The following is a 15,033-nucleotide window of genomic DNA, read 5'->3' as shown; positions in this document are numbered from 1 at the left end:
GTTCAACCGTTTCAGGCTTGTAACATCAGAGCTAAGAACATCTTTTGGAGAAGCTAAGAAATTTTTCTCACATGATTTATGCCGAAAAAATCTTATGCACTCCTCACAATCGGGCACATCTTCTTTTCCTGTCAGCCGCGATTAATCAGGCCTTCAGGCCATTCAGCGCGAGCGGCTAGGGCGGTCAAACAAGGTTCAGAGCCCAAGGGGCGGGGATGTTCTGATGGAGTAGTACGACACGGAGAATGAGTGACGATTTTTTGTCGCGAATTTTTTGACCTGATTAATGTCGTTCCATTCCGCTTCAGTTTTTCCTTCTTCCAAACCTCCGGTGCAGGCCTGTCTTGACCCTTTTTGCGATAGGTGTCGGCGGTGGTCGGCAGTTGTGGTGGAGGAAGGATTCATGGCTACGGTAATCGGTGTCGTCAGTCGGGTTGTAGGCGAGGTGTTCGCGGTAGCAAGCGATGGAACGCGTCGGCCCCTGGTTGAAGGCGACAGGCTTTTTGCCGGCGAGCAACTGCTCACCGGTTCCGAAGGTGCAGTCTCGGTGGCCCTGGCCAACGGCGGCGAACTGACACTGGGTCGCGAAAGCAGTCTCAACCTGACCACCCAGTTGCTGGCCACCAGCAACGGCGACACGCCGGTCGTCGACCCCACTGCCGACGCCCAGCAACAGCAACCGCCGAGCCAGCAGGACCTGACCGACGTCCAGCAACTGCAGGCCGCGATCGAGGCCGGCGCGGACCCGACCCAGACCGGTGAGGCCACGGCTGCTGGCCCTGGCGCTGGCGGTGCCGGCGGGGCAGGCGGCGCGGGTGGCGGCCACTCCTTCGTGCTGCTCTCGGAAACCGGCGGAGCGCTGGACCCGACCATCGGCTTCCCCACCGGTCCGATCACGGCCGGCCCGCTGTTCCCTGAAGCTGAAATCCTCGCGCCCGTCGACTTCAGCCCCGAGCTGACCGTGGTCTTCCTGGACCGAGAAGGCAGTGTGGTCACCGGCCCCGGCGTGGTGGACGAAGAAGCGCTGGACGGCGGCGAAAGCGGTGGCGGCCAGCCGGGCAGCAACCCCGGCAGCGACGCCGAGACCACCTCGGGCACCCTGATCATCAATTCCCCCGACGGCATCGGCCGCATCGAGGTGCTGGACGCGAGCGGCAACTGGATCAACGTCGCTGGCGGCGGCACCGTTCAGGGCACCTATGGGGTGCTGGTGTTCGACGCCGCAGGCAACTGGACCTACACCCTTACCGACAACAGCCTCGACCATAGCGACCCCAATGCCACCGGGGCCGACGACCAACTGTTCGATAACTTCAGCGTGCGCGTCTTCGACCTCGACGGCGATGTGTCGCCCACCGTGCCGCTGACCATCGCCATCAACGACGACGGCCCCAGCGCCGGTCTGGATTTCTCGCGCGAAGGCGGCGAAGTGGTCATCGACGAGAGCGCCGGCCTGCAGCCGGGCAGCAATGACGTCAGCGGCCCGCTGGCCGTGTTCGATGGCGTTGCCAATCCCTCGTCCGACATGCGCGCCTATGCCCAGGGCACCGCTCCTGCGGTCGTGGCGACCTATGAATTCGGCGCCGACGAAGGCGGCGCCACCGCCGTCTATTCCCTGGCGCTGAGCGAAGGCGAGGGCGGTGATGGCGAAGGCGAGCAGGGCCCGCAGGCACAAGCGGTCGGCCTCACCACCACCGCAGGCAGCCCCATCACCCTGAGCGTCGAGAATGGCCTGGTGGTCGGTCGCGATGCCGACGGCAACGCCGCGTTCGCCATTGCCATCGACCCGGACACCGGCGTCATCAGCGTCGCCCAGTACCAGTCCCTGCATCACCCCGACGGCAGCGATGCCAACGACAGCATCGACCTCAGCGGCCTGATCCGCGCGGTGCTGACCGTCACCGACGGCGACGGCGACAAGGCCGTTGCCAGTGCCGACATCGGCCAACTGATCCGCTTCGTCGACGACGGCCCGACCGCCAGCATCCAGGCCAACGAAGGCGTGCGGGTCAGCCATGACGAGAGCGCCGGCCTGCAGAACGGCACCGCCACGCCCACCCCGGGCGGGGATGCCAATGACAACGACACCAGTTCCGCGTCGGTGGTGAGCCTGTTCGCGGGCGTCGCCAACACCGGCACCGATCTTTCCAGCACCGGCTACGCCTCCAGCGACGGCGCGGTGGTGGATATCTCCGGCAGCAGCACGGGCGAGGACAACGAAGGCGCCACCACCGTGCTCAGCCTGTCGATCGTCGACGGTGACGGCAGCGATTCCGGCCTCACCACCACCGATGGCCATTCCATCGTGCTCAGCCTCGAGGGCGGGCTGGTGGTCGGTCGTATCGTCGGCGGCAGCCTCGACGGCCAGGCGGCATTCGCCGTGGCCATCGGCCAGGATGGCAGCGTCAGCGTGGCCCAGTACGTTTCGCTCAATCACCCCGACACCGGTAGCGCCGATGACGCCGTGACCCTGGCCGGCAAGGTCCGCGCCGTGGTCACCGTGACCGATGGCGACGGCGACGTGGACACCGCCCAGGTGGGCATCGGCGGTGCCATCCGCTTCGAGGACGACGGCCCCACCGCCGTCATCGAACGACTCGAAGGCGTGCGCGTCACCCACGACGAGAGCGCCGGCCTGCAGAACGGCACCGAGACCCCGACGCCCCAGGGCGACGCACTCGATGACGACACCAGCAACCCGGATGTGATCGCCCTATTCGCCGGCGTGGCCAACGTCGGCACCGATCTTTCGGGCTACGCCACCAGCGCCGGCCCCGTGGTCAGCACCGCCGGCACCCGCACCGGCGAGGACGACGAAGGCGCCACCACGGTGCTGAGCCTGGCGATCAACGGCGGCGACGGCACCGATTCGGGCCTCACCACCACCGATGGCCAGAGCATCCGCCTCTATATGGAGAACGGCCTGATCGTCGGCCGCGTGGACGGCGGCGACCAGGGCCCCGGCGCGGCGGTGTTCGCCGTGGCCATCGGCCAGGACGGCAGCATTAGCGTTGCCCAGTACATGTCGCTGAACCACCCCGATACCGGCAGCCGCGATGAGGGCGTCGACCTCGGCGGCCTGGTCCGCGCCGTGGTCACCGTCACCGACGGGGACGGCGATGTCGACGTCGCCACGGTCAACATCGGTGGGGCCATCCGCTTCGAGGACGACGCCCCCACCGCCAGCATCCAGGTGGTCGAAGGCGCTCGCGTCACCCACGACGAGACCCCCGGCCTGCAGAACGGCACCGCCACCCCGACCCCGGGCAACGACGCCAACGACAACGACACCAACAGCCCGAGCGTCATCGCGCTGTTCAGCAGCGTGGCCAATGCCGGCACCGCGCTGGCGGCCGGCTACGCCACCAGCAACGGGCCGGTGGTCGATGCCTCCGGCAGTACCACCGGCGAGGACCAGGAGGGCGCGACCACCGTGCTCAGCCTGGAAGTGCAGGACGCCGACTCGGGGCTCACCACCCTGGACGGCTCGTCCATCGTGCTCAGCGTGGAGAACGGCCTGGTGGTCGGCCGCGTGGATGGCGGCACCTACAACGGCCAGGCGGCCTTCGCCGTGGCCATCGGCCAGGACGGCAGCATCAGCATCGCCCAGTACATCCCGCTGCAGCACCCGGATACCGCCAACCATGACGATGCGCTGAACCTCTCCGGCAAGATCCGCGCGGTGGTCACCGTCACCGACGGGGATGGCGACGTGTCGGTGGATTCCGTCGGCATCGGCGGCGTGGTGCGCTTCGAGGACGACGGCCCCAGCGCCACCCAGGTGACCGCCACCAGTACCCTGGACGACGAGGGCCTGTCCGGCGGCATCAATGGTGGGCCTGGCGATGTCTCCGGCGCCCACACCAGCACCAGCGGCAGCCTCGGCTACGACGCCGGTGCCGATGGCCTGAAATCCATCGAGCTCACCGGGCCCAGCACCCTGGGCAGCGAGAGCGTCACCTCGACCTGGGACGCCTCGACCAACACCCTGACCATCAGCAGCGCCCGTGGCGACCTGATGACCGTGGTGCTGACCGACCTGGCCAGTGGCGCCTACACCGTCAACCTGCTCAAGCCGCTGATGCACACCGTCGACGGCACCGAGGACAACATCACCCTCAACGTCGGCTACAAGGTCACCGATGGCGATGGCGACACCGCCGACGGCTCCCTGGCGGTCACCATCAACGACGACACCCCGACCCTGCAGGTCGGCGCCCTGGACCTGAACTCCTCGGTGACCTTCGTCGGCACCGACGCCGGCTACAGCAACAGCTACGGCTACTACATCAAGGGCGACGACGGCACCCCGGTCAGCGGCAAGGTGATCTGGGCCAACGTCCACGACCAGAGCAACGGCGACACCTTCGACCTGGGCAACCTGGACCCGGCCAGCACCGGCTTCTTCATCATCCCCAACGGCGGTGCCAACGGCGGCCTGGCCAACGGTGCCGACATCACCTTCCAGCTGGTGGGCGGCAAGTGGCAGGCCTTCGTCGGCAGCACCCCGCTGACCGGCGCCGACGGTGCCAACGTGCTGTTCAGCGACGCCTCGCTGAACCCCGGCGGCTCGCACCTGCAGGACACCGGCAACGCCGGCAACCAGAACTGGGAAGACAAGACCGCCACCTCCGACTACGACTACAACGACGTCAGCACCAGCGTCACCTGGGGCTCGACCCTGCAACTGCAGGTGGACGAGACCAACCTCGGGCAGGGCGCCAGCGCCACCGCCGACTTCAGCGGCCTGTTCAACGTGCAGCCCGGTGCCGACGGCCTGGGCAGCCTGGACTACGGCCTGGAAGTCACCAACCCGGCCTCCGGGCTGGTGGACACCGAGACCGGCGATGACGTGGTGCTGTTCCTGGAGAACGGCCAGGTCGTGGGCCGCGTCGGTGACGCCAGCGGCGAGGTCGTCTTCACCCTGACCGTGGGCGCGGACGGCAAGGTCACCCTCGAACAGCTGCGTGCCATCGAACACCCGACGTCCGATCCGGACGAAGCGGCCTTCCTCGGCTCCGGCCACGTCAAGCTCAACCTGACGGTGACCGACGGCGACGGCGATAGCGTCAGCGGTGGCCTGGACATCGGCAAGGTCATCAGCTTCCGCGACGATGCCCCGAGCATCAGCGCCGGCGAGATCGCCAGCGCCGCGCTGGAGGTGGACGAGACCAACCTGCTGGTGGACAAGACCCTCGACTACAGCACCGCCTTCACCCACAGCTATGGCGCGGATGGCGCCGGCAGCATCAGCTACGCGCTGGCCGTCAGTGCCGCAGGTGCCGACAGCGGTCTTAAGGACACCGCCAGCGGCCAGAGCATCAAGCTGTACCTGGAAGGTGGCGAGGTGGTCGGCCGTGTCGGCGACCAGAGCGGGGCGATCTCCTTCAAGGTCACGGTGGACGCCGATGGCAAGGTCACCCTCGACCAGAAACTGGCCATCGTGCACTCGCCCGATTCCGGGCCTGACCAGGCCACCGGCCTCTCCGCCGCCGACCTGGTGAAACTGGTGGCGACCATCACCGACAAGGACGGTGACTCCAGCAGCGCCAGCCTCAACCTGGGCAACGCCATCAGCTTCCGTGACGACGCCCCGAACATCGACCCCGGCCAGGCCGCCAATGGCAGCCTGGAGGTGGACGAAAGCTTCCTGGCGACCGACGTCACCCGTGACTTCAGCGGCGCGTTCACCCACAGCTTCGGCAGTGACGGCGCGGGCACCATCACCTACGCGCTGGCCATCAGCGCCGAGGGTGCCGACAGCGGCCTGAAGGACACCGCCAGCGGCCAGAGCATCAAGCTGTACCTGGAAGGGGGCGAAGTGGTCGGCCGTGTCGGCGACCAGAGCGGGGCGATCTCCTTCAAGGTCACGGTGGATGCCGACGGCAAGGTCACCCTCGACCAGAAACTGGCCATCGTGCACTCGCCCGATTCCGGGCCTGACCAGTCCACGGGGCTCTCCGCCGCCGACCTGGTGAAACTGGTCGCGACCATCACCGACCGCGACGGCGACCCGGACAGCGCCACCCTCAACCTGGGCAACGCCATCAGCTTCAAGGATGACGCCCCCAGCATCCGCGCCACGGCCATTCCCGCGGACAGCCTGCAGGTGGATGAAACCAACCTGCTCGGCAACGCCACCACCGACTTCAGTGGCGCGTTCATCAAGGCCTATGGTGCCGATGGCGCCGGCAGCACCACCTATGCCCTGGACGTGAAGTCCCCGGGTGTCGACAGCGGCCTGAAGGACACCGCCACCGGCAGCGACATCAAGCTGTACCTGGAGAACGGCGAAGTGGTCGGCCGCGTGGGCGACCAGAATGGCGCGATCTCCTTCAAGCTCGCCGTGGACGCCGACGGCAAGGTCTCCCTCGACCAGGTGCGTGCCATCGTCCATTCGCCGAACACCGGCCCGGACCAGGAAAGCAGCCTGGGTGCGGCCGACCTGGTGAAACTGGTGGCGACCATCACCGACAAGGACGGTGATGCCAGCAGCGCCACCCTCAATCTGGGCAACGCCATCAGCTTCAAGGACGACGCCCCGACCATCAGTGCCGGCCAGGCCCAGGTGGGCAGCCTGCAGGTGGACGAGACCAACCTCGCGCTCAACGCCACCACCAACTACAGCGGCGCCTTCACCGGCAACTACGGCGCCGATGGCGCCGGCAGCATCGGCTACAGCCTGGAGGTCAAGTCCCCGGGCGCCGACAGCGGCCTGAAGGACACCGCCAGCGGCAGCGACATCAAGCTCTACCTGGAAGGGGGCGAAGTGGTGGGCCGTGTCGGCACCTCCACCGGTGCCATCGCTTTCAAGGTCACGGTGGATGCTTCCGGCAACGTCACCCTCGACCAGGTGCGTGCCATCGTGCACTCGCCCGACACCGGGCCCGACCAGGCCACGGGCCTGTCCGCCGCGGACCTGGTGAAACTGGTGGCGACCATCACCGACAAGGACGGCGATGCCAGCAGTGCCAGCCTCAACCTGGGTAATGCCATCAGCTTCAGGGACGATGCGCCGACCATCAGCGCCGGCCAGGTCGAATCCGGCAGCCTGCAGGTGGATGAAACCACCCTCGCCACCGATGCCACCCGCGACTTCAGCGGAGCCTTCACCGGCAGCTACGGCAACGATGGCGCCGGCACCACCACCTATGCGCTGGAGGTCAAGGCCGCAGGTGCCGACAGTGGCCTGAAGGACTCCGCCACCGGCAGCGACATCAAGCTGTACCTGGAGGGCAACGCCGTGGTCGGCCGGGTCGGCGACCAGAGCGGTGCGATCTCCTTCAAGGTCACGGTGGATGCCGACGGCAAGGTCACCCTGGACCAGAAACTGGCCGTCCTGCACAACCCCAATAGCGGGCCGGACCAGGCCACCGGCCTGTCTTCGGCCGATCTGGTGAGACTGACGGCGACCCTCACCGACAAGGACGGCGACTCCAGCAATGCCAGCCTGAACCTGGGCAACGCCATCAGCTTCCGCGACGACGCGCCCACCGCCGGCAACACCACTGCCACCGCCGTGCTCGACGACGAGGGCCTGTCCGGTGGCATCAACGGTGGTCCCGGCGATGCGGCCGGGGCCAGCACCAGCACCAGCGGCACGCTGAACTACAACGCCGGCAACGACGGTCTGAAGTCCATCGAACTGACCGGGCCCGCCAGCCTGGGCAGCGAGAGCGTGACTTCGACCTGGAACGCTTCGACCAACACCCTGACCATCAGCAGCGCCCGTGGCGACCTGATGACCGTGGTGCTGACCGACCTGGCCAGCGGCGCCTACACCGTCAATCTGCTCAAGCCGCTGATGCACCCGACCGCCGGCACCGAGGACAACATCACCCTCAACGTCGGCTACAAGGTGACCGACAAGGATGATGACTCGGCTACCGGCAGCCTGGCCGTGACCATCAACGACGACACCCCGACCATCCAGGTCGGCGCCCTGGACCTGAACTCCTCGGTGACCTTCGTCGGTACCTCGGCCGGCTACAGCAACAGCTATGGCTACTACATCAAGGGCGACGACGGAACCCCGGTCAGCGGCAAGGTGATCTGGGCCAACGTGCACAACCAGAGCGCCGGCGACAGCGCCGACATCAGTAGCCTGGATCCGGCACACACCGGCTTCTTCATCATCCCCGACGGTGGCGCCAACGGCGGCCTGGCCAACGGTGCCGACATCACCTTCCAGCTGGTGGGCGGCAAATGGCAGGCCTTCGTCGGCAGCACCCCGCTGACCGGCGCCGACGGTGCCAACGTGCTGTTCAGCGACGCCTCGCTGAACCCCGGCGGCTCGCACCTGCAGGACACCGGCAGCGCCGGCAACCAGAACTGGGAGGACAAGACCGCTACTTCCGACTACGACTACAACGATGTCAGCACCACCGTCACCTGGGGGGCCACCCAGCAACTGCAGGTGGACGAGTCGAACCTGATGCAGAACGCCACCGCCGACTTCAGTGGCCTGTTCAACGTCCAGCCGGGTGCCGACGGGCTGCAGAGCCTGGATTACAAGCTGACCGTGCAGAACGCCAATTCCGGCCTGGTGGATACCGCCAGCGGGCAGAACGTAGTGCTCAGCGTCAACGGCGCGGGCGTGGTCGAGGGCCGTACCGCCACCGGCGGCGACCTGGTGTTCACCCTCACCGTTGGTGCGGACGGCAAGGTCACCCTTGACCAGATCCGTGCGATCGTCCACCCGACTTCCGATGCGGACGAGGCCAAGTTCCTCGGCTCGGGGCACATCAGCCTGAGCGCCACCGTGACCGACAAGGACGGCGATACCGCCACCGGCAACCTGGACATCGGCAAGGTCATCAGCTTCAAGGACGACGGCCCGAGCGCCGGGACCAACCAGACGGTGCAATTGGACGACGACGCGCGGCCCAATGGCATTCCCGGCGGTACGGGCGATGACGCCGACTCGCAGAACGCCACCGGCACCCTCAGCCACAGCTACGGCAACGACAACGCCGGCAGCATCAGCTGGGTCAACACCGGCGCACCGGCGGGCTTCACCTACGAGACCTCTGGCAACAACCTGGTGATCAAGCAGGGCACCACCACCGTATTGACGGTGACCCTGACCAACAGCCAGACCGGCGCCTACTCGGTGGTGCAGAACGCACCGATCCATCACGCCGATGGCGACAACGAGAACAACCAGGCCTTCCAGCTCACCTACAAGGTCACCGACAAGGACGGTGACAGCGCCAACGGCACCCTGAACATCAACGTCGACGACGACACCCCGGTGGCGAAGAACGACGTGGCGACCGTGGGCGAGAGCGTGGCGCCGGACATCAACATGGTGTTCGTGCTGGACTTCAGCGGCAGTATCAGCAAGGCCGAGCTCGGGCAGATGCTCGATGCGGTGAAGGCCGCCGCCCAGGCCCTGTTCGCCGGCAACACCGGTGACGTGCAGATGCAGGTCGTGGCCTTCTCGGGGGACGCCAAGTCCTATGCGCCGGTGACCAGCTTCGCGGCGTTCGAGAGCCTGATCAATTCCCTCGACCCGAACGAGCCCGGTGGTGTGCGTCCCTATGACGGCAACACCGACTTCACCGCCGCCATCGAGAAGACCATGGATGCCTTCAGCCCGCTCCCGGGCTGGAACAACCAGGTCGTGTTCATCAGCGACGGCAATCCCAACGAGCAGACCCAGGGCGGCAATGCCCTGCTCAGCCAGACAGCCACCGACTGGCAGCAGTTCATCAACGACAACGGCATCAACGTCACCACCATCGGCATCGGTGACGGCATCGACAATGACAACCTGCAGGACGTCGACCTCGACGGCAGCGGCTCGCCCATCCTGATCGGGGACTTCTCCGACCTGGTGGACACCCTGCTCGACCAGGTCAGCACCGGCATGGTCTCCGGCAACGTACTCAATGGCAGCGATGGCGTCGCCGGCACCGCCGACGACGACGGCTTCGGCGCCGACGGCAAGGGCGGCATCAAGTCCCTGACCGTCGATGGCGACGTCTATACCTGGAACGGCAGCAATGCCACCGCCCAGGTCAACATCACCACCGACCTGGGCGGCAAGCTGGCCTTCAACTTCTCTACCGGCGCCTGGAGCTACACCGCGCCGAGCGGGTTGACCGGCAACGCCGCCGAGCACATCGGCTACACCATCGTCGACTCCGACGGCGACCCGTCCGACGCCACGCTGACCATCAACATCACGGCGGCTGACGATGCCCCGGTGGCGGTCAACGATACCTTCAGCACCAACGAAGACACCTCGGTGACCATCACCAGCGCCGGGCTCTTCGGCGCCGATGGCACCGGCCCGCTGAATGACCATGACGCGGACTCCGGCGCCTTCACCACCATCAAGGTGACCCAGCTGGCGAGCAACGGCGTGCTGCAGCTCAATGGCACCGCCGTGACCCTGAACCAGGTGATCAGCCTGGCCGACATCGACGCCGGCAAGCTGGTGTTCGTGCCCGATGGCAACGAGAACGGCGCGCCCTACGCGACCTTCAAGTACCAGGTCAGCGACGGCACCACCTACAGCAACGTGGCCACCGTGACCATCAACGTCGCTGCGGTGAACGATGCGCCGGTTGCGGTCGACGACACCTTCAGCACCAACGAGGACACTGCGGTCACCATCACCGCCACCGGCCTGTTCGGCAGTGATGGCACCGGCCCGAACAACGACAGCGATGTCGATTCGAGCAGCTTCGCCAACATCAGGATCACCCAACTGGCCACCGATGGCGTGCTCAAGCTCAATGGCGTCGCCGTGACCCTCAATCAGGTGATCAGCGCGGCGGACATCGCCGCCAACAAACTGACCTTCGTGCCGGACGGCAACGAGAACGGCTCGCCCTACGCGACCTTCCAGTACCAGGTCAGCGACGGCAGCCTGTACAGCAACACCGCCACCGTCACCATCAACGTCGCTGCAGTGAACGATGCGCCGGTAGCGGTCAACGACACCTTCAGCACCACCGAGGACACTGCGGTGACCATCACCGCCGCCGGCCTGTTCGGCGCGGACGGCACCGGTCCGGACAACGACAGCGACGTGGACTCCAGCAGCTTCGCCAACATCAAGGTGACCCAGCTGGCGAGCAACGGCGTGCTGCAGCTGAACGGCGTGGCGGTGACGTTGAACCAGGTGATCAGTGCGGCCGACATCAATGCCGGCAAGCTGGTGTTCGTACCGGACGGCAACGAGAACGGCTCGCCCTACGCGACCTTCCAGTACCAGGTCAGCGACGGCAGCCTGTACAGCAACACTGCCACCGTGACCATCAATGTCTCGGCGGTGAACGACGCGCCGGTGGCGGTCAACGACACCTTCAGCACCACCGAAGACAATGCCGTGACCATCACCGCCACCGGGCTGTTCGGCAACGACGGCACCGGGCCGATCAACGACAGCGATGTCGATTCGGGCGCCTTCGACAACATCAAGGTGACCCAGCTGGCCACCGACGGTGTACTCAAGCTCAACGGCGTGGCCGTGACGCTGAACCAGGTGATCAGCGTGGCAGACATCAATGCCGGCAAGCTGGTGTTCGTGCCCGATGGCAACGAGAACGGCTCGCCCTACGCGACCTTCCAGTACCAGGTCAGCGACGGCAGCCTTTATAGCAACACCGCTACGGTCACCATCAACGTCTCGGCGGTCAATGACGCTCCGCAGCTCGACCTGGACGGCAACGACAGCAGCGGCGTGGTGGGCACCGGTTACCAGACCACCTACACCGAAGGCACCCCGGCCGTGGCCATCGCCGATATCGACACCCTGGTCACCGATATCGACAACAGCACCATCGCCTCGGCCAAGGTCGTGCTGACCAACGCCCAGGCCGGTGACGTGCTGACCGCCAGCGGCCTGCCGAGCGGCATCACCGGTGTGGTGGATACCAGCGTCGCCGGCAAGATCACCGTCACCCTTACCGGCGTCGCCACCAAGGCGGCCTACGAGACGGCGATCGAGGCGGTACGCTACTCCAGCACCAGCACCAACCCGAGCACCACGCCACGCAACGTGACGGTTGTGGTGAACGACGGCGCGACGGACTCCAACACCGCCCAGACCACCATCAACGTGGTGGCCGTGGACAACGGTCCGGATGCCAAGAACGATGTCGCCAGCGTGGTCGAAGGCCATGGCAAGGACTTCAACGTGGTGTTCGTCCTCGACTTCAGCGGCAGCATCGACAACACCGAGCTCAACCAGATGCTCACCGCGGTCAAGCAGGCCGGTGCCGAGCTGTTCGACGGCACTTCGGGGCACGTGCAGCTGCAGGTCGTGGCGTTCTCCTCCACCGCCGCGTCCTACGCGCCGGTCACCAGCGTCGAGGCCTTCAGTTCGCTGATCAACAGCCTCAACCCGGCTGCCGGTGGGGTCCGTCCGTTCGATGGCAACACCGACTTCACGGCCGGCATCCAGCAGACCATGAGTGCCTACACCCCGGTCCCGGGGTGGAGCAACCAGGTCGTGTTCATCAGTGACGGCAACCCCAACGAGCAGACCGGAACCGGCGGCAACTCGCTGACCGATGCCACGGCGACGGCCTGGAACAACTTCGTCGACAGCAATGGCATCAACGTCACCACGGTGGGCATCGGCGACGGCATCAACAATGCCCGCCTGCAGGATGTCGACCTCGATGGGCAGGGGTCGCCGCTCAACGTGGCCGGCTTCGGCCAATTGGTGGACGCGCTGCTCGGCCAGGTGGTCGGTGGCGACGTATCGGGCAACGTGCTCTGGGGCAGCGATGGCGTCAGTGGTACGGCGGACGATGACAGCTACGGCGTGGACGGCCCCGGCTTCATCAAGTCGATCACCATCGGCAGTGTCACCTACACCTGGAACGGCACCTCGACCATCACCCCGAGCAGCGGCTCGCCGATTTCCGGCAGCGTGCTGACCGGCATCGAGACGGCGCAGCACGGCAAGCTGACCTTCAACTTCGCCACCGGCGCCTGGAGCTACGTGGCACCCGACGGCCTCACCAGCAACCTCACCGAGCAGTTCGGCTACACCCTGGTGGACTCCGATGGCACCACCGACACCGCGACCCTCACGGTCAACGTGATCGACGCCAACAGCCCGCCTGCCGGTGCGGACGCGACCCTCAGCCTGCTTGAGGACGCCAGCCACGTGCTGAGCGCGAGCAGCTTCGGCTTCTCCGACGCCGAAGGCGACAGCCTGGCCGCCGTGAAGATCACCACGCTGCCCACCGCTGGCCAGCTCACGCTGAACGGCAGCGCGATCAGTGCGGGGACCACCGTCTCGGTGGCGGACATCAATGCCGGGAAGCTGGTCTTCACCCCGGCGGCGAACGCCAGCGGCACCGGCTACGCCAAGTTCACCTTCCAGGTCCAGGACAACGGAGGCACGGCCAACGGTGGGGTCGACCTGGACCCGAACCCGAACACCATCACCTTCGATGTCACGCCGGTGAACGATGCGCCGGTGCTGGGAGGCATGGGCGGCACGCTGAACTACACCGAGAACGCCGGCGTCAGGATCATCGACAGCAGCGTCACGCTGAGCGATGTCGATTCGCCGAACTTCAACGGTGGCTCGCTGGTGGTGGCCTTCACCGCCAACGGCACGACGGCGGACCAGCTGTCGGTGGTCAACCAGGGTACAGGTAGCGGTCAGCTCAACGTGAGCGGCAGCAACCTGCGTCTGGGCACCACCACCATCGGTACCATCGCCGGCGGCACCAATGGCAGCAGCCTGACGATCAGCTTCACCAACAACCTGGCGACCCTCGCGGTGATCCAGGCGCTGATCCAGCAGATCGCCTACGCCAACACCTCCGACAACCCGTCCACCCTGGACCGCACCCTGAGCTTTACCGTCAGGGATGGCGACGGCACCGCCAACGGCGGCGCCGACAGTGCCTCTGCCATCGCCTACGTGCACCTCAATGCGGTGAACGATGCGCCGGTCGCCAATGCCGACCACGTGGTGGCCTACAACGCCTCTGTGGTGGTGCCGGACTGGGCGCTGCTGTGGAACGACACCGATGCGGACAGCAATGTCCTCTCGCTGAACAGCGTCGGAGGTGCCAGCGGTGGCTCGGTCTCGCACAGCGGCACCGGGCTGGCGGGCACCACCAGCTTCACCGATAGCGGTTCGGTGGGCGGCTCGTTCACCTACACCACCAAGGACGAGCAGGGTGCGGTCAGCAGTGCCGGTGCAGTCGATGTAGACCGGGACAACAGCGGCACCATCGGCAGTTCGGGTGACAGCAGCGACCAGATCGTCATCGACAACAGCACCCTCGGCAACACGCTCGCCGGTGGCAGTGGCAATGACGTGCTGATCGGCGGGGCCGGCAGCGACACCCTCAATGGCGGCAACGGCAACGACCTGCTGGTAGGGGGCGCCGGTGACGACGCGCTCAACGGCGGTGGCGGGAACGACACCGCCAGCTACATCGACGCGACCTCCGGCGTGACGGTGAGCCTGGCATCCGCGGCGGCGCAGAACACCGGCGGCGCGGGCACCGACACCCTGTCGGGCATCGAGAACCTGATCGGTTCCAACTTCGGCGATGTGCTCATCGGCAACTCCGGGGATAACACGCTGAGTGGACTGGCAGGCAACGACACCCTGATCGGCAACGGTGGCAATGACATCCTCAGCGGCGGCGACGGTGCCGATACCTTCAAGTGGCTGGCGGGCGAGACGGGGACCACCCATATCACCGACTTCGCCAAGGGTTTGGATTCGCTGGATCTGTCGCAGCTGCTCTCCGGTGAGCACGCCAACCTGGGCAGCCTGAGCCAGTACCTGACCTTCAGCTTCGGGGCCAGCACCACCATCACGGTGGACTCCAATGGCACCGGTGCCGGGGCGGCGGGCCCGACCATCGTGCTCGACGGCATCAACCTGCAGACCTCCTACGGGGTGGCGGATGCCGGCGGTGTGATCTCCAGCATGCTGGGCGATGGCACGTTGAAGGTTGACGTCTAAGCTCTTTGAACGAGGCGGCCCGCCACCTTTCCGGGTGGCGGGCTTTTTTATGCGGATTCGCTGGGGAGAGC

1 protein-coding gene is annotated in these 15,033 nt (G+C 66.3%); it reads left to right on the top strand.

What is annotated here, in order from left to right; translation table 11 throughout:
- Positions 1 to 403 precede the first annotated feature (403 nt).
- Complete coding sequence (locus WFQ67_RS20710) at positions 404 to 14,962, top strand: retention module-containing protein (protein ID WP_337058058.1); 14,559 nt, start codon at positions 404 to 406, stop codon at positions 14,960 to 14,962.
- Positions 14,963 to 15,033 lie beyond the last annotated feature (71 nt).

The sequence above is a fragment of the Pseudomonas sp. USHLN015 genome (genome assembly GCF_037153275.1).
GTDB lineage: Bacteria > Pseudomonadota > Gammaproteobacteria > Pseudomonadales > Pseudomonadaceae > Metapseudomonas > Metapseudomonas tohonis.
This window is presented reverse-complemented; position numbering and strand designations above follow the sequence as displayed.